The 19,926-nt window shown below is 28.9% G+C and carries 16 protein-coding genes and 1 tRNA gene; 9 read left to right on the top strand and 8 right to left on the bottom strand.

The window, feature by feature from the left end:
- The first annotated feature begins 3 nt into the window (after positions 1 to 3).
- Together CLSA_RS21490 and CLSA_RS21485 are read left to right on the top strand one after the other, a co-directional pair.
- A complete protein-coding gene (locus tag CLSA_RS21490; protein ID WP_022750744.1) occupies positions 4 to 342 on the top strand; it encodes a P-II family nitrogen regulator in 339 nt (112 codons plus the stop codon).
- 439 nt (positions 343 to 781) lie between these two features.
- On the top strand, positions 782 to 1,411 hold the full coding sequence (locus CLSA_RS21485; RefSeq protein WP_022750743.1) for an HDIG domain-containing metalloprotein: 630 nt from the start codon (positions 782 to 784) through the stop codon (positions 1,409 to 1,411).
- Between the two features lie 403 nt (positions 1,412 to 1,814).
- On the opposite strand, the gene CLSA_RS21480 is transcribed toward CLSA_RS21485, so the two are convergent.
- The 3 genes from CLSA_RS21480 to CLSA_RS21470 all read right to left on the bottom strand — a co-directional run bounded on the left by CLSA_RS21480 (position 1,815) and on the right by CLSA_RS21470 (position 5,749).
- Positions 1,815 to 2,297, bottom strand: coding sequence for a mannose/fructose/sorbose PTS transporter subunit IIB (locus tag CLSA_RS21480; RefSeq protein WP_022750742.1), 483 nt, complete (start codon positions 2,295 to 2,297; stop codon positions 1,815 to 1,817).
- Positions 2,297 to 2,719 (bottom strand): mannose/fructose/sorbose PTS transporter subunit IIA, encoded by a 423-nt coding sequence (locus tag CLSA_RS21475; protein WP_022750741.1) that lies wholly within the window; start codon positions 2,717 to 2,719, stop codon positions 2,297 to 2,299. Before CLSA_RS21475 ends, CLSA_RS21480 begins: the two co-directional genes overlap by 1 nt.
- Positions 2,720 to 2,962: 243 nt before the next feature.
- A complete protein-coding gene (locus tag CLSA_RS21470) occupies positions 2,963 to 5,749 on the bottom strand; it encodes a sigma-54-dependent transcriptional regulator (protein ID WP_022750740.1) in 2,787 nt (928 codons plus the stop codon).
- Positions 5,750 to 5,985: 236 nt separating this feature from the next.
- Here CLSA_RS21470 and CLSA_RS21465 point away from each other — a divergent pair, with 236 nt between their 5' ends.
- Positions 5,986 to 6,525 carry an Hsp20/alpha crystallin family protein gene (locus CLSA_RS21465; RefSeq protein WP_022750739.1) on the top strand — a complete coding sequence of 180 codons (540 nt, stop codon included), beginning with the start codon at positions 5,986 to 5,988 and terminating at the stop codon, positions 6,523 to 6,525.
- A 294-nt stretch (positions 6,526 to 6,819) separates the two neighbouring features.
- Here CLSA_RS21465 and CLSA_RS21460 read toward each other — a convergent pair whose 3' ends face one another.
- Complete coding sequence (locus CLSA_RS21460; protein ID WP_022750738.1) at positions 6,820 to 8,394, bottom strand: DEAD/DEAH box helicase; 1,575 nt, start codon at positions 8,392 to 8,394, stop codon at positions 6,820 to 6,822.
- A gap of 329 nt (positions 8,395 to 8,723) precedes the next feature.
- A complete protein-coding gene (locus CLSA_RS21455; RefSeq protein WP_041716412.1) occupies positions 8,724 to 9,437 on the bottom strand; it encodes a lysophospholipid acyltransferase family protein in 714 nt (237 codons plus the stop codon).
- Between the two features lie 755 nt (positions 9,438 to 10,192).
- Between CLSA_RS21455 and CLSA_RS21450 the strand changes: the two genes are divergently transcribed.
- Both CLSA_RS21450 and CLSA_RS21445 read left to right on the top strand, forming a co-directional pair.
- Complete coding sequence (locus CLSA_RS21450) at positions 10,193 to 12,580, top strand: cation-translocating P-type ATPase (RefSeq protein WP_022750736.1); 2,388 nt, start codon at positions 10,193 to 10,195, stop codon at positions 12,578 to 12,580.
- A 200-nt stretch (positions 12,581 to 12,780) separates the two neighbouring features.
- A tRNA-Arg gene (locus tag CLSA_RS21445) sits at positions 12,781 to 12,855 on the top strand.
- A gap of 173 nt (positions 12,856 to 13,028) precedes the next feature.
- Here CLSA_RS21445 and CLSA_RS23675 read toward each other — a convergent pair.
- The gene (locus CLSA_RS23675) at positions 13,029 to 13,394 is read right to left on the bottom strand and encodes a peptidoglycan-binding protein (protein WP_022750735.1); all 366 of its coding nucleotides are present in this window, start codon (positions 13,392 to 13,394) and stop codon (positions 13,029 to 13,031) included.
- Positions 13,395 to 14,613: 1,219 nt separating this feature from the next.
- On the opposite strand from CLSA_RS23675, the gene CLSA_RS21435 reads away from it, so the two are divergent.
- The 3 genes from CLSA_RS21435 to CLSA_RS21425 are packed head-to-tail and all read left to right on the top strand — an operon-like array spanning position 14,614 to position 15,502.
- Entirely contained in the window at positions 14,614 to 14,880 is a 267-nt protein-coding gene (locus CLSA_RS21435; RefSeq protein WP_022750734.1) for a plantaricin C family lantibiotic, read from the top strand.
- A 44-nt stretch (positions 14,881 to 14,924) separates the two neighbouring features.
- Positions 14,925 to 15,191 (top strand): plantaricin C family lantibiotic, encoded by a 267-nt coding sequence (locus CLSA_RS21430; protein ID WP_022750734.1) that lies wholly within the window; start codon positions 14,925 to 14,927, stop codon positions 15,189 to 15,191.
- Between the two features lie 44 nt (positions 15,192 to 15,235).
- Positions 15,236 to 15,502: a plantaricin C family lantibiotic gene (locus tag CLSA_RS21425; protein WP_022750734.1), complete on the top strand. Its 267-nt coding sequence runs from the start codon at positions 15,236 to 15,238 to the stop codon at positions 15,500 to 15,502.
- Positions 15,503 to 15,575: 73 nt separating this feature from the next.
- On the opposite strand, the gene ltrA is transcribed toward CLSA_RS21425, so the two are convergent.
- Both ltrA and CLSA_RS21415 read right to left on the bottom strand, forming a co-directional pair.
- On the bottom strand, positions 15,576 to 17,111 hold the full coding sequence (ltrA, locus tag CLSA_RS21420) for a group II intron reverse transcriptase/maturase (RefSeq protein ID WP_022750733.1): 1,536 nt from the start codon (positions 17,109 to 17,111) through the stop codon (positions 15,576 to 15,578).
- A 525-nt stretch (positions 17,112 to 17,636) separates the two neighbouring features.
- The gene (locus tag CLSA_RS21415; RefSeq protein ID WP_158380597.1) at positions 17,637 to 18,452 is read right to left on the bottom strand and encodes an IS3 family transposase; all 816 of its coding nucleotides are present in this window, start codon (positions 18,450 to 18,452) and stop codon (positions 17,637 to 17,639) included.
- Between the two features lie 100 nt (positions 18,453 to 18,552).
- On the opposite strand from CLSA_RS21415, the gene CLSA_RS21410 reads away from it, so the two are divergent.
- Positions 18,553 to 19,821, top strand: a complete 1,269-nt coding sequence (locus CLSA_RS21410) for an IS4 family transposase (protein WP_022750731.1) — start codon at positions 18,553 to 18,555, stop codon at positions 19,819 to 19,821.
- Positions 19,822 to 19,926: the final 105 nt, after the last annotated feature.

The raw sequence follows: 19,926 nt of genomic DNA, 5'->3' as shown, positions 1-19,926 counted from the left end.
ATTATGAAGAGAATAGAAGCAATTATAAGACCTTCAAAACTTGAGGATATCAAAGAGGCATTAAAGGATAACGATATTAATGGAGTAACCATTAGTCAAGTTATGGGATGCGGTCAACAACGTGGATGGACTGAATATCATAGAGGTACAGAAGTAATAACTAATGTATTACCTAAAATAGAAGTTAAAATAGTTGTTGCAGATGAAAAAGTAGAAGATGTCATCGAGTTAATTACATCAATTGCTAGAACTGGAGAAGTCGGCGATGGTAAGATATTTGTTACTGATATTGTTGAATGTGTAAGAATTAGAACTGGTGAAAGAGGAAATAAAGCATTATAAGTTATATATTCTTATAAAGACTAATATTAAAAAAGAATAATATTGAGATTAAATATAGAGAATAATCTGTTATTGAGATTACTAAAATAATTTTTAGTAGTGTGATTTATTAATAGATTATTCTCTATTTTCTTGTACATTTTTATTTAGTTCTATAATGTTACTCTAAATTTATGAGGAATATTAGGGTAAATAATTGATATACTAACAGTGTAAGACATATTAAAAAATAGTAGATAGGAATAATTAATTATTTTGAGTTATATTTTACTGATAACTTATGTTATTAGAGCATAAACAACAATAAGTGTGAGTAGTAAAATACTATGAGTAAAGCTTGTTATATTTTTTGGCATAAAGTAGAGAGAATTCCTTAAGCTATTATTTTAGATAATATGATGGACGTATAATTTTTATTAAATATTGTTAGGAGAATATTATGGACGATAAAGACATTTTTTTAAATATAGAACAACATATATTAAATGATGAGAAACCATCTGATTTTTTTTACAGAGAATTAGATAAAGGAACTTTACACACTTATCCATTTTCAATGATTGAAGAATTGAATGACGTACCTCAAAATCCTAAATTTCATCCAGAAGGAAATGTATTTATTCACACTATGATGGTTGTTGATGAGGGGGCAAAGAACAGAAATAGGAGTAAACATAAACGAGCTTTTATGTGGGCACTTTTGTTACATGATATAGGAAAGAAGCCTACAACTAAGATGAGAAAAGGAAGAATGACTTCTTATAATCACGATGTTGTAGGAGAGCGTATGGCAAGAGAATTTTTAGAGCATTTTAATGAGGAACAGTCCTTTATTGATGAAGTAAGCGCACTTGTAAGGTGGCATATGCAAAGTCTATTTGTAACTAAAGATATGAAGTTTCAGAACATGGAGAGCATGTTAAAAGAAGTTGATATAGATGAAATTGTATTAGTTGCGCTTTGTGATAGACTTGGTAGGGGACGTTTGAGTAAAGGTGAAATCCAAGAAACAAAAGATCAAGTGAATTATTTTGAACAGAAATTGAGAAGCTTTAAAAAGCAACATTAGAAATTATAGATATATATAAATTAAATAGAGGTATTACTAGAGATAAACAAATGTGCATTTAGAATTACGGTGGTGCATAACAGAAATAAATGTGCTCTTATTCCAGTTATTAGAGAAAAGAAGTGTATATTTTTAATAGCATAAACCATTCCTACATGTTCATTAAGCAAGTTAAAATCGTTACAATTTCAGAAATATCAGTGATCTTTAAATTTAATAAGCTTGAATTTCAATGAGAAACTTTATAGTAAAGAAGAAGTGGATAATAGTAAAAAGATTCTTTACAGTAATTGTAAAGAACCTCTTTTTGGGATAGTTTAATTTAATCAGCTTATTTATAATTAACATTAATCCTATCTAATAATATCGATAAAAATAAAGATATGCTTCATATTTATATAAATTACATCTTTTCAATTAATGGGATAATATAAGATTTTGAATCAGAAGCAATTTTTCGTATTTCTAATTCAATGTTTTTATCATTTAGTGATTTGAATGCTTTTACATCTTCAGCATTAACTGAAACAGCATGAGTTAATTGTGTTCTACCTTCTTTGAAACACATTCCACCAATATTAACACTCTTAATATTAATGCCAGCGTCAACTAATCTAAGTACGTCAGTTGGATTAGTGAAAAGTAGTAATACAACATCCTTTTCATATTTAGGATTATTAATAACTCTAATTGCTTTATCTACACTAACTACGTGAGTTTGTATACATAAAGGTGCAACTTGGGTTAATAAAGTCTTTCTAATTTCATCTTTTGCTACGTTATCATTACAAATAATGATTCTTTGGCATTTTGTTTCTTTTGACCAAATTGTAGTTACTTGTCCATGTATTAATCTGTCATCAATTCTTGCTAATGCAATTTTCATTATAAATCGTCCTCATCTAAATCAGCTTCAACATTTTTCATTAATCTCTTTATTGCATCTTTACCTGCATTTTCTGCAATTCCGATTAATTCATCAATGCTTGAGAATTCTCTGCTTCCAAAGACTTCTAATAACATTGGAAGGTTAACACCTGTTACAATTTCCATATTCTCATTTTGCATTGCAATCATACTTGCTGCATTAAATGGGCTTCCTCCAAAAAGGTCTACCATAAATAAAACTCCGTCTTTGCAGTCCAAATTATTTATAAGATTTTGATATTTTTCAACTAAGTTTTCTATACCTTCTCCTGGCTTAAAAGTAATAGTTCCTATATTTTCTTGACATCCAAAAATCATTTCTGATGATTTTAATAATTCTTCTGAAAAAATTCCATGAGTTCCTATAATTATTGCGATCATTGCCCAATCACCCTTTCAAATAACATATGTTATATTTTATTTATATACATAGCAAATGGTGTGCCAACTTAGTGTATTAAAATTAAAAATTATTGCTATAGCCGTGTTTTACTAGTGAAATAAAATTAAATATTTTTAAGTTAATACACTAAAAATATATTTTGATACGTTTTATTACTTGGATGATATGATTTTCATGAATTTTATTTCTAATTGATACGGATATAAGATTAAAGAAAAACTTTAATATTCGTTAAGTAAATCAACCATGTAATATAATTCATCATCAGGTAATGTTATAGATAAAGAATTTTTGAATATCAAATTAGCTTTATTTAATGCAGATAGATTTTTTTTATCCAAAGAATTAGTATCATCTTTATATATTAAGTTATCATGTATAACCGTTCTTTCTAATGCACAAGCAGTATGCAACATTATTCTTAATTTATTAGGGTTTCCGTAAGTTGTATCTAAAGAACTTTCAATACAAGATACAAAGTTATCTAACAATGAGCAGATTTTTTCAGGGTTAAGGAAAGTTAAAATTTCCTTTAAACTTTGTTTACAAAGATTTTTTAATACAATTTGATTTTCACCTTTATTGCTTTCTGGAACACTTTTGCCATCTATAATATTCTTTAAGATTTTTTCACCAGATCCATCTATTAACTCTTCTATAGATATAAATGGAATTCCCATATTAGGATTTGTTATTCCAACAAGGGAGACAATTTTATTACTTTGAGATATATGGTTTATTGATTTTGTTAAATCCTTTATTCCAATTGGAATAATATTAATGTTACGATCCGTAATATTTCGAATAACATCTTCAACTAATTCTTTAAGTTTAATTGCAGCACCTTTGCCTGTAGAGCAAATTGTAACTATAACACCATCATCAATCGATACATCGCTACCTGTGAGTTTATTAGTGTATCCTCTAAAATCTGTAATTAAATATGAATATACTGAATTTAAATCTGTATCACAAAGAGAACATTTTCTAACAGCTTCTAATACTAATGGAGTTGATACCATATCAACACTTTTGGTTAGGATATTAGTTCTTTCTGTAATAACATCTCCAAAGCCATTTAATGATCCCATGTCTACTAGCAGAAGTACCCCTTTTCCTTCATTAACCAATTTAACTTTTTCAACTACTTCTTCTAAAATATCAGAAGGAGTTCTTTCAAGAGGCATATCTACAGCTATTATATTATCAGCGTCAAAAAGCTTTTTAGCTACAGAAACCATACTTGTTGCAGTGCTTGAACCATGTGCAGCTACTACAATTCCAACTCTTTCCTGATGTGATGATTCTTGAATTGAGCTTAAAAGTAATGCAAGATATTCAATTTCTACAGGTGGAATTATTAATTTATAACGTTGTTCTATTAATGAATGAATTTCTTTTGCAACTTGATATTCTTCACTGTTTACAGAGATTGATAAATCTATACGAGAAGAATAAGAAACAGTTTTTTTCTTAATGCGATTAAATAATGCACTAAAATGGAGACTTGTAGCATATATAAATCTTTCATTTAATTTCTTATTTAATTTAGTTTCAGCTAAAATTTTTATTTCCTCAGCAAAGTCAACAATATCACTATCAACAATTTTTAATAAGCCTTCTCTACGATGTATATCATTTTTGAATCTGGCATAAAATTGCCTTAAATGAAGGTTAATATCAGTAGTTATGAAGTTTTTTATATCATTCTCACTCATTCCTTCTTCCTGGAGAGCAGAAGTTTTATCTTCTATTATGTTATAAATATTGAAAGGCGGTTCATAAGCGTCAGTTTCTAAGAATGTTTTATCATCATCAGGTTGAATAGTAATTGTAGTAGGAATCATATTCCATAGATTACCATTATCATCCTTTGATTTGTTAGCAAATGCAACTATCCCATTTTTAATATTAGGGGGAAGAAGGCTTAGGTTTATATCAATACATTCATTTGTATTAATTGAATTTAAGAACCCCTTAGCACAAGCTAATTGAATATTAGATTTAAGCTGTCCAACATTACCATATGAAGTACTTCCTATTAATGCTTTGATGGCATCAGATGAAATTTTAATTGCTTTATTAACTCTTTGAGCTTCTTTTGAAATTAAGAAGTGTATCAATTGAATTTTATCGTCTAAAGATCTTTCATCAAAATTAGGAATAGCTATAGTTATAGGAATTCTTCTGATAAATGTATTAAGTAATGTAGAATTAGGATCTTCGGTAGTGGCACCTATTAATAGAACATTAGCCTTGCGAGTTCTATCTGTTTCACCTAACTTATTAAATGTACCGGTATCCATAAAATAGAAGACCATTTCTTGTCCTTCAGGGGGTAATCGATGTATTTCATCTAAGAAGAGAATACCTCCATTAGCTTTTTCGATAATACCTTCTTTTTCTTTTTCAGCTCCTGTAAAAGCACCTCTAATATGTCCAAAAATATAAGATAAAAGAAGTTGAGGATTGTTAGCATAATCGGCACAATTAAAAACTACAAAAGGAGCATCTTCAGGTAGTTTTTTTATATATTTAGAATACTGATACATTATGTTAGCAAACAAACTCTTACCAACACCTGTACTACCCAGTATTAATGTATGTAAACCATTGGGTGGATACATTAAAGCAGCTTTGGCTTGTTCAATTTGATTTTTTAAGCTTGTGTTAGCACCAATAAGATAATTAAAAGGTGATTGATCATCAGTAGTTAATTTTGTTAAAGATTCAATGTCTTCTATTTCTTCTAGGTTATCAGATAATTTTACAGAGAGTATATTTTTAAAGCAGTCTCTATCAAAATACAAAACAGGTCTGTTTTTAATCTTCAGTATTTTCTTATTTCTGCAAAGAGTATTAAGTTCTTTTGATACATTATTTCTTAATATATTTAAGGCAGCTCCTATTTCCTGAGCACTAAAGCCTTTGGTGTTGAGAAGCTTGTCTTTATCAAAAGCTTTAGAATTTGTGAGAATATAATCATAAATTTTATCAATACGCTTCATAATAGATTCCTCCAATATATATTCAAGGTTGTAAGTGTTTACAATACAATTGTAAGTGTTTACACTGGAAAATTCAATAGTGTATTGATACAGTTAACATAATTGTAAAATTGTGTTTGACCAAATTATAGATTACTAGAGAAATAAAAATCTGAAATTTAATTATATTATTAACAATTTGAACTGGTATTAAATATTATATAAATATTAGCAGGTATGGTATGTAGGAGGTCAATATGTTTAAGATTTTTCCTTTTGGTTTTGGAAGTATTTTTAATTCAAGTGATTTAAATGAAATAGGTGGAATGTTTAAATCATTTTTATATAATGTCAATATAAATCAAATCATAGAACAATGTGAAGAAATTCTTTCTAATATAGATGAAGATAGTTATAAGGATAAAACAGATGAGTTTATCAAACTAGATCAATATGATGATATGTATTTGTTGAGGATAAATTTAAGAGGAATAGATTTAAGGGAATTAAGTATAAGATATGAATTTGGACAGATTAATATAAAGTTGAATAGAGTTGAGACAGAGAGAACTGGTATTACGATTTTTTCTAGTAATACGTTTGTTAAGAGGAAATATAATAAAGAGTTTAAAGGTATTGAAGATATAGATATAAATCGGGTTATGAAGAACATAGATAATGGAATACTTAGTATAAGAATGCCAAAGAAATATGTAATTAATAGTTCATCCAATATAATTGATGTGGATAATTATGAGGTAGAGACAAAGGTTTTAAGACGTGATGTAGATAAGTAGATATTATATGTGGATAATTTTTAAATTAATGTGGGCAATTTTATGAAAACTTTTAAAAGATAAGGACTATGTAAGACACATTAAAAAAACAAATTATGAAAAATAAAATAATTAAATTAAAAAAGGGAGGATTAAGCTTTAGGATTTACCTAAAATAAATCTTCCCTTAAGTAAGAGCCTTAATTGAAGTAGGAATTCAATATATTGAATTAACCAACTTCCTTTAGCGCATATGCATAGGAGTCTAGTTTACTTTAACATCGGCTCTATTACATTTAGTTTTTAACAAACATATTATCTCTTACGTTTATTTGCAACTTCAACATTAACTTTCTTTTTGTTGATTTTTCCACCTGGGCATTTATCTAAAATCTTTTTAGATATGCTTTCATCGACACTTACAAATGAGAAGTTTTCCATAAGATCTATTTGGCCTATAGTTGAAGCATTAACTCTAGTTCTGTCTTTAATATAATTAATTAATACTTTTGGTGTTAATCCATCTCTTTTTCCAACAGAGAAGAATAAACGAACATCTTCTTTTTTTGGTGCATCTAATTTGTTAGCGCTATAATCGAATACACTTTCATTATCAAATTTAATCTTCATTAAACCAGCAATGATTGAGATTGGATCATGATTTTCAGCTAATTCCATTGCACTTGGAATAAACTTAGTAAGTTCTCCAGCCTTAATAGCTTCTTCAACTTCTGAAACCATATCTTTAAATTTCTTGTTTTTGATTTCTTCCGCAGTTGGAACTGGTTTTTGTGTTATTGAACTTTTAGTAACATTTTGAATTTGCTTAAGCATTGCAAAATCTTTTGGTGTTACTAATGAATAAGCAGTACCTTCTCTATTAGCTCTACCAGTTCTACCGATTCTATGTACATATGATTCAACATCTTGTGGTAAATCATAGTTGAATACGTGAGTAACTCCATCAACATCTATTCCTCTAGCTGCAACATCTGTAGCTATTAATAAACTAAGAGTACCTTCTTTAAATTTGTTCAAAGTAGTTAATCTATGAGCTTGTGTCATATCACCGTGCATTCCTTCAACCATATATCCCTTAGATTGCAACTCTTGAACTAATTCATCAACACCTCTTTTTGTTTTACAGAAAATTATAGCAGAATTTGGGTTATCTAAGTCTAATAATCTGCAAAGTGCTTCTAATCTATGCTTGTTGTTGATCATGAAATAACTTTGTTCAATCTTAGATACTGTTAATGAACTTCTTTTAATGCTAACAAGTTTAGCGTCTGGTTTCATATATCTCTTAGCAAGCTTAGCTATTGGATCTGGCATTGTTGCTGAGAATAATAAAGTTTGTCTTTCAGCTGGTGTATGGCTTAGGATTGATTCTATATCGTCAATAAATCCCATGTTAAGCATTTCGTCAGCTTCATCTAATACTAGAAACTCTACAGAATCTAAATGAAGACACTTTCTCTTAATAAGGTCTAACATTCTTCCTGGAGTACCAACAACAATATCTACACCTCTTCTAAGTGCTTTGATTTGTCTGTCAATTGAATCTCCACCGTAAACAGATAATACTTCTAAATTTTCATATTTAGAAAGTCTTTGGATTTCGTCATTAACTTGAACGGCAAGCTCTCTAGTTGGAGCTAATATAAGAGCTTTAATACCCTTTTTATCACTCATCTTAGTGATTATTGGTAAGCTGTAAGCAGCTGTTTTACCTGTACCAGTTTGCGCTTGACCTATAAGATCTGCACCACTTAATGTTACAGGAATACTTTGTTCTTGAATTTGAGATGGTTTAGTAAAACCTAGGTCTGATATTGCTTTCACAACACTCTCTTTAAGACCTAAAGTAGAAAATTGATTATCACTCATTAAATATCCTCGTTTCTTTATTTTAAAATTAATTGTTACTTAAATAGTATATATTTAAAAATTTTATTTTTCTTAAATTTTTTCTATAAGCCAAATAAAATGATTATAACAGAAAATGGGGAGCTATGTCAAAGAATTTTAATATCTGAAAAAATTAGTGCACTATAATTATTATAAATTAATTAACTCATTTAGTAACTAGGTGATTCAACCCAAATTTAAATGGAGTTTACAAAATAGAGATTACTTTATAATGTTAATAGATCACCTTTCAATATAAAAAGAACTGCCTTAAGTAATTTTAAAGACAGTTCTTTTTGTACATATTTCTAATTATTTTTATAGCTGCTGTTTACAATTGAATAAACAGTTTCAGGTAATACTTCTAATTCATCTTTGTTTAATGAAGAAACATATATTGGAGGATGAATTACGAGCTCAATACTTGCGCCCTTAACTCTATTATTATTTCCCTCTAATAGTTTATATGTACCGTTTATAGTTAGTGGGATAATTGGACATTTTGACTTTGTGGCAAGTTTAAAGCTTCCTGCTTTGAATTCTTCAACTGGTTTTCCTTTACTTCTAGTTCCTTCAGGAAATATGACCATTGAATATCCACCTTTTAATAAGTTAATGCCTTCAACTATTGATTGGGCAGATTTTCTTAAATTATCTCTGTCCATAAATATACAATTTAAATATTTCATCCACGTACTAATGATAGGCCATTTTTCAAGTTCCTTTTTGGCAATAAATCCCTTAGGAATATCAATAGCACCCATTAATAATGGAATATCAAAATTACTTTGGTGATTTGAAACAAATAATACAGTTTGATTTTTAGGTATATTCTCTAATCCCACAATATTGACTTTTGCACCAGCTATTTTTAATACAAATCTAGCCCAAACAGAAGTTACTTTATGTATATAGTTTGTTCTTTCTTGCTTATCAGTTATAAATTTTATTTTAACTTTAAAAATAGAAACCATAATAAGGCTTATCACAATACATGGATAAAAAAATATAGTTCTTAACATATTAATATACACATCCTTAATATTTAATTCCTGACATAAATCAGTATATTATAAAAATTAATGTTTTAAAAGATTAATAAAGTTATATATAGCAAAAATTATACTAATGTTAATAAATTTAACATAAAATTTATCTTTGGAGAATAATAGTATTACTGGTAATGATGCTGTTATTTATTAGATTAATAAAGATAAATAGTATAATAATATTTAATTTTATTAATAAATGAAATTTTTTTATAAATATATGTACCTTATTTTAATAAAGCAATTATGGTTTAAGTGAAATAATTTTATAATTTATTGGATTTATTTTCATGTACATTATTTCCTTTCATGTGCCTAATTCTGCAATTTATGTTTAATTCCCTTTTTGGTTTAAACATTTACAATAATTATATCTTGTAAATTCATTAAATTATTGATATTCTGTATATGCACTTAATTATCCTAGTTTTTTGTCTATTAGCATTTAATGGATGTAGGATTTTTGGTGCTTTTTTAGCTTAAAACAATGAACAGATTGTTCTCGAATATGTATCAATCCTTACTTTACCTTAGTTAAAATTTAAAGAAATATATAATTTTTTGTTCTAAAATTAACTTTAAATTAAGAAAATATATAAGGAAAAAATGTGTTAGAAACAGTATAATATAGTTATTAAGTTAGAAAATAGTTGTATTACAATAAGTTAAATATACAATATAAGAAAGGAAAAAATATTACATTGATTGAAAAGACAGGTGGATAATTGATGAATTTAAATAATGTAGTAAATAAAGAAAATAATAATGAGCTTATTAGAGGATTAACTACTGATGAAGTGAATCAACGAGTTAAAGAGGGAAAGGTAAACTACATTCCTAAGGCACCATCAAGAACACTATGGCAGATAATAAGGGCAAATCTATTTACCAGCTTTAATGCAATAAACTTTGCACTTGCAATAATAATAATTTTAGCAGGTTCGCCTAAAAATGCTATCTTTGTTGGAGTTATAATAGTTAATACTTTAATTGGAGTTGCCCAGGAAATAAGGGCCAAAGATATATTAGAAAAGCTATCTGTTATAAGTATGGCGCATGCAAAAGTTGTTAGAAATGGTGTCATTCAGCAAATACAGGTAGAAGAAATTGTTCTAGATGATGTACTTTATTTGGAGACTGGATTGCAAGTTCTAGCTGATGCAAAGTTTTTACAAGGAAATGGATTAGAAGTAGATGAATCTATGTTAACAGGTGAATCTGATGCTATTGTTAAGTATCCTAAAGAACAATTATTATCAGGAAGTTTTGTTGTAGCAGGTGAAGGATATGGTGTTGTAACAAAGGTTGGAAAAGAAACATATTCTTCTACATTAGCAGAAGAAGCTAAGCAATTTAAGATAATAAATTCAGAGTTACAAGCAGCAATAAATAAAATTTTTAAAGTTATAATTTGGATTGTGTTACCACTTACTGCTTTATTAACATTAACACAACTAAGAATTCCAGGTTCAAGCTGGCAGGATGCTGCTATAGGAACTGTATCAGGAATTATTGGTATGATTCCAGAAGGTTTAGTACTTTTAACAAGTGCTACATTTATAGTTTCCATTATAAAATTATCAAAATATGATACATTAGTTCAAGAACTATCAGCAACTGAGGTTTTAGCGAGAGTAGATGTTCTTTGCTTGGATAAGACTGGAACTTTAACACAAGGTGAATTAAGATTATCAGAAGTTAAAAATATAGGAAATAGAGATTCTAATGAAATAGATCAAGTATTATCATCATTAGTTCATAACTTACCTAGTAATAACCAAACTCAGAAAGCTATATTAGCTAAATATAAGGATTATAAAGACAATGATAAATGTTTAGATAAAATTGTATTCTCATCTAAAAGAAAATGGTGTGGAGCTTCATTTCAAGAGCTTGGAACATGGATTCTTGGAGCACCAGAGATTATATTAAATAAAGAATATCATTTTATAGCTAATTTAGTTGAGGAAGAAGCGAAAAAAGGAAAAAGAGTTTTATTATTAGCTAATGTTAAAAATAATAAATTAAGTAGTACTTTAACTGGAAACATAGAAAGTGTTGCTTTAATATTAATAGAAGATATTATAAGAGAAGCAGCGCCAGACGTATTAAAGTATTTTGATAAACAAGGTGTTAATGTAAAAATAATATCAGGAGATAGTCCAATTACAGTAGCAGAGGTTGCTAGAAGAGCTGGAGTTAAAAATTCAGAAAATTATATTGATGCCAGAAATTTGCCAGAAGATGAAGAAGAATTTAAAAAATTAGTGTCTACCACAACCGTATTTGGAAGAGTAACTCCGCATCAAAAGAAAAGAATAGTTATGGCACTCCAAGAAAAAGGTCATACAGTTGCGATGACCGGTGATGGAGTAAATGATGTACTTGCATTAAAGGCTTCAGATTGTGGAATAGCGATGGCTAATGGTTCAGATGCTACTAAAGCAGTAGCTCAATTAGTATTGATGAAATCAGATTTTACTGCACTACCTAAAGTTGTTGAAGAGGGAAGAAAACAAATTAATAACTTGGAAAGAGTTTCAGAATTGTTTTTATCAAAAACTGTATATTCAATAGCTTTAGCATTTATATGTTCAATATTGTTTTTACAATTTCCTATATTGCCAATACAACTATCTTTAGTAGGAAGTTGTGCAATAGGAATACCTTCATTCTTTTTAGCATTGTTACCTAGCACAGGCGGAGTTAAAAAAGGATTTTTGCCAAGAGTAGTTGCAGTTAGTATTCCAAACGGATTATTGTTAGCTTTGTTTACAATAATAACTTTTGTAGCAGCACTTCACATGGGAGAACCAATGGAATATAGTAGAACATTAGCATTATTGATGTTTGCTGGTATAAGCATGGTTGTTTTATTTAGAGTAGCAAGACCATTAACAAAATTTAAAACAATAATGTGTTTATCTATGTTTGGGATAATAGTAATTGCATTCCTAACACCAATAGGAAGAATTATATTTAGCTTAAGTACAATACATTTAAGAGATTGGATAATATCATTAGTTGTAATTGTGTTATCAGGTCCATTAATAACTAAGATAGTTGATATATTTAGAGTTAGAATAAATAGAAAATTCAAGGTTGAAACAATTTAAAGATATCTATGCTTAGCTTACAGCTAGGCATTAACTTAGAAAAAACAAGAAAAATGCTTTTGCTTTGTTTTCCAAGGAAATACTATGCAAAAGCATTTTCTTTTTTTGCAATTTGAATTATATAGGACAAGGAAAATTTGACAATATCAAATAATTATAATAAAATTTATTAGTAAGAATAAAACAAATATTTTAATTATGCTTTCATAGTTTAATGGATAGAACAATCCCCTCCTAAGGGATAGATGTGGGTTCGATTCCCGCTGGGAGTACCAAGTTATAAATAAGTAGGGGCTGTTGCAAAACTAACAGAGTTTAGTTTTGTAACGGCTCATTTTTTAGATATAAAAAAATGTGAATTCCGAAGAACTCACATTGATTGTATAATTAAATTATGCAACTAACTAAATCATACATAGCGCCTGCGGTATAATCCTAAAGCTCTTTTTCAATTATAATTACACCACATTAGGAAATCTTTCTTGATTTTTTCATCAGTGGATCCAGCTTTAGCATCTTTTAAAAGGGGAGAATATTTAAGAGAATTTGCTCCATAGTTATATGCAAATGAAACAAGAGAATCAAAATTTTCACCTGAAGTTATAACATGGCCATAACCTATAGTTTGATTTTTAGAATCATTTTCAAATAAAGCTTGTCTTGCTTCAACGTCAACAATACCATCAACAGTTAAATTGTTAGCTTCCTGAAATTCTTTTACTGCAGTTACTGTATTTTCTCCAGACACATAATCAATTCCTTGTGGATCATAGCTTAGCATTTTTGAATTATTTGAGCCAAATTTGTATAACATATTCATTCCTCCTAATTTTTTACCTATAATATATAAGAATATATAAACAACATTAAAGGAATTTAATGTGATTTGTAGTATGTTACGTATTAAAGTCAAAGGACAAGAAGTACAAGCCATGCAAATTTTTTTGTATTCATTAAAATAAGTGAACACAAAATTGAATAGTTTGTATAGCTTGCACTTCTTTTTGATTGCATAGCCTGCGGTAGCAAGGAAATGCATGGACAATTGACAATATATTTGTTCGAGCTAACGCTCCAATCTATTTGGTTTTATTACAATGCAAAAGCTTAATTGGATAAGAGTAATTTAGAACTTCAAAAGAAGGAGTTGAAGATGTAGAAGTTACTGAATGAGATCGATAATTTAAAGAGGCAACTTACAATAAAAAATAACTAAAAGATATAGATGTATGAATATAAAATAACTTAAATGATTGAATTTTAGTAATAAGTGATAAGATAGATAAGAAATGTAAGCATATAGAATATTTATTTATTTGTTTATTATTAAATTTTCTAATATTAATTTTGAAAATGTAAAATTATAAATATAAATAGAAATATACAAGCGTTTTATAGTTAGAAAATAATGTTGAAATGAGAGATTCTATAAGTTTTATTAAAGTATCTTTCTGTAAACAGAGGAGTAAACCTATAAAGCATTTAACAGAGAAAGGATGTGTTTTTTATGTCATCAACTTATTTACTCATTGCTGCTATTGTTTGTGCTACAGTAGCTTTTTCGGCTACAGTAGATAAAAATAAAAAAAAAAAATAGATATCGATATAAAAATAGAGTAAAATGCCATATGCTTTAATCAAGTATATGGCATTTTTTGATGATAATTAAAAAAAGAAGAAATTTAATATGAGAGTTGTAATAGTATTTTATTATTGCAACTCTTTATTTTATTTGGAATTTTAATACATTAATAAAAACATGGATATAATAAACTTAAATTTTGACTAATATTATTTGAAACCTTTTTATATAGACTAAGAATAAATATAAAAAAGTACAAGCGATAAAATTTTAGTACTAAATGCTATGAAAAAATAAGAATAAAATCAAATATAGTGTGAATTTGTTGATTTATTATTAATTCTAATATTATATCTTTACAGAATGTAAAATAATACTTGTAAGCAAGAAAATACAAAGCTTGTTAATAATAATTAAATGCAAGAATATGAAATAAAAGGAGAATGAAATTATGACAAAATCAAATTTATTAAAGGATCCAGTATTAAAAAATAAAATTAACTCAAAGGTAAACAATCCAGCAGGAGATATTTCAAATGAAATCAAAGAACAAGATTTAAATGGACAAGCAGGTGGATCAACACCAGCATGTGTTAGTGCAGCTACTGCTGTAACAGCTCTTTCAGCATGGGCAAATGACAAAATCACTCAAAAATATCATTGTGGATCTTTAGCTACAGTTTCAGCTGAATGCAGAAGTAGCCATAAAGCTTGTTAGTAATAATTAAATGCAAGAATATGAAATAAAAGGAGAATGAAATTATGACAAAATCAAATTTATTAAAGGATCCAGTATTAAAAAATAAAATTAACTCAAAGGTAAACAATCCAGCAGGAGATATTTCAAATGAAATCAAAGAACAAGATTTAAATGGACAAGCAGGTGGATCAACACCAGCATGTGTTAGTGCAGCTACTGCTGTAACAGCTCTTTCAGCATGGGCAAATGACAAAATCACTCAAAAATATCATTGTGGGTCTTTAGCTACAGTTTCAGCTGAATGCAGAAGTAGCCATAAAGCTTGTTAATAATAATTAAATGCAAGAATATGAAATAAAAGGAGAATGAAATTATGACAAAATCAAATTTATTAAAGGATCCAGTATTAAAAAATAAAATTAACTCAAAGGTAAACAATCCAGCAGGAGATATTTCAAATGAAATCAAAGAACAAGATTTAAATGGACAAGCAGGTGGATCAACACCAGCATGTGTTAGTGCAGCTACTGCTGTAACAGCTCTTTCAGCATGGGCAAATGACAAAATCACTCAAAAATATCATTGTGGGTCTTTAGCTACAGTTTCAGCTGAATGCAGAAGTAGTCATAAAGCGTGTTAATATGTGCAGCGAAGAAAAAAAGAGACCTTGTATTAATCTGAGACCTATGTCAATGACAATATAAAAAAGAGTGTTAAGCACATAAAAGATGATTTCTGTATTGAATAGGAGTCATCTTTTTTAAACTCCATTTATATCTATAATTGTTGTAATATATTATACTTATATCAAAATAGTCCTTGTTTAAGAAAGGTGTTTTTGTAATCTGCAATTTTGGGTGTCTGACGATTTTAACCCGTCTCAAATTAATTAGACTGTACTCATCCGTCTTAAAAAGCCATCTTTTCCAACCTTTTTCATGCCAGTATTTATTTAATCTCCACCATTTGTTCTTGTTGGGGTGTCTATGTTTTGTCCATTGCTGTAATAAGTGATAAAGGATGTTGTTAATATTTGAAAAGGCTTTGCTAGCAACCACGTGTTTGTGGTAATTTGTCCAACCTCTTATGATTTGATTAAGCCTTCTTATTAAGTCAGATTGAGTGCTAGCTTTCCCCTCTTTAAGAATTATTGTGGAGCATCTCCTAATTATGTTTTTAATAGAACTTTTAGATGGTTTCACTATTAATTTCCCATTGTATTTCTTAAATGTCCAGCCAAGAAAGTCAAACCCTTTATCGATATGCGTAATTACAGTCTTTTCTTCTGATAGTGTGAGTCCTATTGATTGGAGGAATTCACTAACAGTAGTTTTAAGTTCTTCAGCAACTTCTTTTGAGTTTGCAGTAATAACAAAGTCATCAGCATACCGAATCAAGTTCACTTTAGTTTTGGATCTGTAGTGATTTTCTATTTTACCTTTTGAATTTCTATAGTATTTATCTTGAATCACTTTTTCGAGTCCATCTAATGTCATATTTGCGTATATACTTGAGATTGCTCCGCCTTGTGGCGAGCCTATTTCTGTTGGAAATAGCTTTTCTTTGTATACATATCCTGATTTTAGAAACTGTTTCATAATTCTTTTATCCATTGGTATATTGCTTTGTAACCATTCATGGTTAATGTTATCAAAGCAACCTTTGATATCACCTTCAAGTATCCATGTTGGGGAGCACTTTCTGGCTAATACACAAAATATCTGCTCACAGGCATCTTTTGCACTTCGTCCTCGGCGGAATCCAAAGGAGATAGAATCACCTTTTGTTTCTGCGATTGGCTCAAGCGCTAACGCATGTAAGGTTTGCATTGCTCTATCATACATCGTTGGTATACCTAATGGACGTTTCTGATTTTTATCTTTCTTTTCAATGTATACTCGTCTTAAAGGTTTTGCTTTATAGTTTTTGTCAGTGAGTGAAAGCACAGCTTTCATCTTAGAAGCAGAGGTAGACCATAGTTTTTTATCTACTCCTGACGTATTCTTTCCTTTATTTGTTGTTACTTTTCTCACAGCATAAGCCTTAGCTGAAAAAGAGTGGGTTAATAAGTATTGTAATCTTTTGGCTTTATTGTTGTCTCCTTTTACTGTTGCCTTAGCGATTCGGGTTTGTAGTCTATTAACATCGTATTCAACTTGCTTCCAGTCAATCGTTTTCCATTGAAAGGCAAGTGATTTTGTGTCTTTTAGTCTCTCGGTTTTATCCGTCGTTGAATTACTAAAATTCATAAATATATAATCCTTTCCTGCTAAGAAATACCATAGGATAAGTCTGCACCCTTTCAGGTTAGGGCAAAGTTTGAACCCTTATCTGCTTTCATTACAAAATCAGCCTTCGCTTTTTATCCTTTTCTTCTGCCCTCTATGTTGTTTCGCTCCTTACGGTTAGATACCTCTCAATAGAGGAACATATAGGGTTTACCAAGTTCCACGTAATACATAATTATAAATGCCTTAGGAGTCATCTTTAAACCGGGAGTTCTTTATCCATTCGCATTGGTTTAACAGTTGGCCTTTGCTCGACTCCGTACCATTTTGGTCAAAGCGCTTCAGTCTATTTCGCTTTCTCCAGCGTAACGATTCCTACAATGATTCATTTTACATTCTCCATAGCATTCTTACTCTAGCAGTTGTCCCAGTTTAGGCTACTCGAACTTCCACATTGTCTCGTGAGCTTTCTAACCCAAACGTTACCATTTACGCTAGTCACGATAGGGTTACGCCGAATGGATGGGGCAGTCTTACGACAATGTATTACGCGACTTCTTGTCGCACATGGCATCCCTGATCGGAATGGATGGAAGCATCTTGATGTAATTTGACCCTTCGTTGCTTTGTTAATTTAGAAATTGTTTCAGTTGCTATATCAATAGTAATTCTCTTAGACATGTGATGAGCTAGTATTTCACCAGTTGATGCATCTAGAATGGTCGATAAATAAGCCATATCACTTCCGTTATATGGTAAGTATGTAATATCCGTTAATAATATTTTTCCAGGCATATCTTGTTTAAAGTTTCTTTCCAAAATATTTGGAACAGTCCTATGCTCTTTAGTAGCTTTAGCCATCTGTTTATATGGGTTTGCCTTTCTATGTGGACAAACAATATTATACTTCCTCATTATTCTTTGTATTTTCTTAAGGCTATAAACGATATTAAATTCATTCTCTAGAATCATTTTTATTGAACGAGAACCTTTCTTGTATCCACGCCGATTAAATGCTTTTAAAATCATATTTTTAGCTTCTAAATCCTTATTTTCACGAGCTATTCTATTTTCTTTTGAATTAATATAATTGTAGTATCCGGATCGTGAAACATCTAATAACTCACAAAAATATCTTGTTAAATTTTTGAACTCATGTTCCTTTATTGTGTCGTTTATTAATTTAAATATATCAGTAGTTTTTAGATTTTTACTTTTGTTTATCAACAACCTTTCTGTCACATCTAATTTTTTTAATAGTTCTACCTGTGATTCAAGTAACCTTATTTTAGCTTCTTGTCTTTCAATTATTTCTTCTTTGCTTAATTCTCTTGAACGTGGACGCCCGTTCAATGTCGTCAACTTAAAGAAATATATAAAATTAATAAAAAAAACACTTGACAATAATTAGAAAAAATGAAGCCTCGTTATAGATATTAAATTTATAGCGAGGTTTGATTTTATGAAAAATATTAAATTATTATCCCAAATTTTAAAGAAAACAAATAAATTAATTATTTCCAATGAGTTTAAAGAAGCGTATAGCTTAGGTAATTCATTTTCAAGAAAAAGAAAATTATCTTTTTCTAATGCAGTACATTTTATTTGCTCCGCATTACGAAAATCTATGGCTACAGAAATAAGTAATTTCATTGAAGAGCATACATATTTAGATTTTCCTTGTATATCAAAACAAGCATTTTCTAGAGCAAGACAAAATATTTCCCCTGAAGCATTTAAAGAATTATGCAGATTATTTGTTGATTCTTTTTATAGCTCAACAAACAATTTAAAAAAGTGGAATGGATTTAATGTTCTTGCTGTCGATGGAACCTCTTTGCAAGTTCCTGATACAATTGAATGTGGTGAATATTTTGGATTAAGTAAAAATCAAAATAAAGTACAAACTGCTATTGCGTCGGCGTCAGCCTTATATGATGTATTAAATGATATAATAATTGATGCGTCTGTAACTAAATTTAGAACTAGCGAAAGAGAAATGGCCAAACAACATATAAATACACTTAATAATGAAAAATTACTCAATAATAGCATTGTAATTTTTGATAGGGGCTATCCTTCTTATGATATGTTTGATTATTTAAACGATAGAAATTTATTTTTCTTAATGAGAATATCATCTTCATTTAAGATAATACAATCTATTTCTTCTGAAGATTGTATTTTTGAATATAAATCAAAAGGAGAATTGAAAAAAGTAAGAGTTATAAAAATAAAACTTTCTGCTGACACCACAGAAATATTAGTAACTAATATATTTGATGAAATTATTACTCCTAATCAATTTAAAGAATTGTATTTTCTTAGATGGGGAGTTGAATGCAAATATAAAGAACTTAAAAGTAGTATTGAAATAGAAGAATTTTCTGGAACTAAGCCAATTGCAATTGAACAAGATTTTTATGCATCTATTTATATATCTATGGTTGCAGCACTTATAAAGAAAGATGCCGACGCTGCAATAGCAAATAAAAATAAAGATAAAAATTTAAAATCAGAATATCAAGCAAATAGAAATTTTATATTATGTGACGTTTTGAAGAAGATAATAGTTATGATGGTAAAGCCTATTTCAGGAAAAAGAATATTAGAACATATATTAGAAAAAGCTAAAAAAATACGCTCACAAATACGTCCAAACCGTAATTGTGAGCGAAAAAACAAGCACCCAAGGAAAAAGCATCATTCTCAAAGGAAATCTTGCATATAAGTTTGTAAAAACTAAATATTTCCAAAATTCTACTTTTGCCAGTAGGTTTATTAATTATACCATTTTTTAAGAAATATAGCATACGCTATTCGAAATTTGTAGTAA

It is taken from the genome of Clostridium saccharobutylicum DSM 13864, from assembly GCF_000473995.1.
GTDB classification, from domain to species: Bacteria; Bacillota; Clostridia; order Clostridiales; family Clostridiaceae; genus Clostridium; species Clostridium saccharobutylicum.
This window is presented reverse-complemented; position numbering and strand designations above follow the sequence as displayed.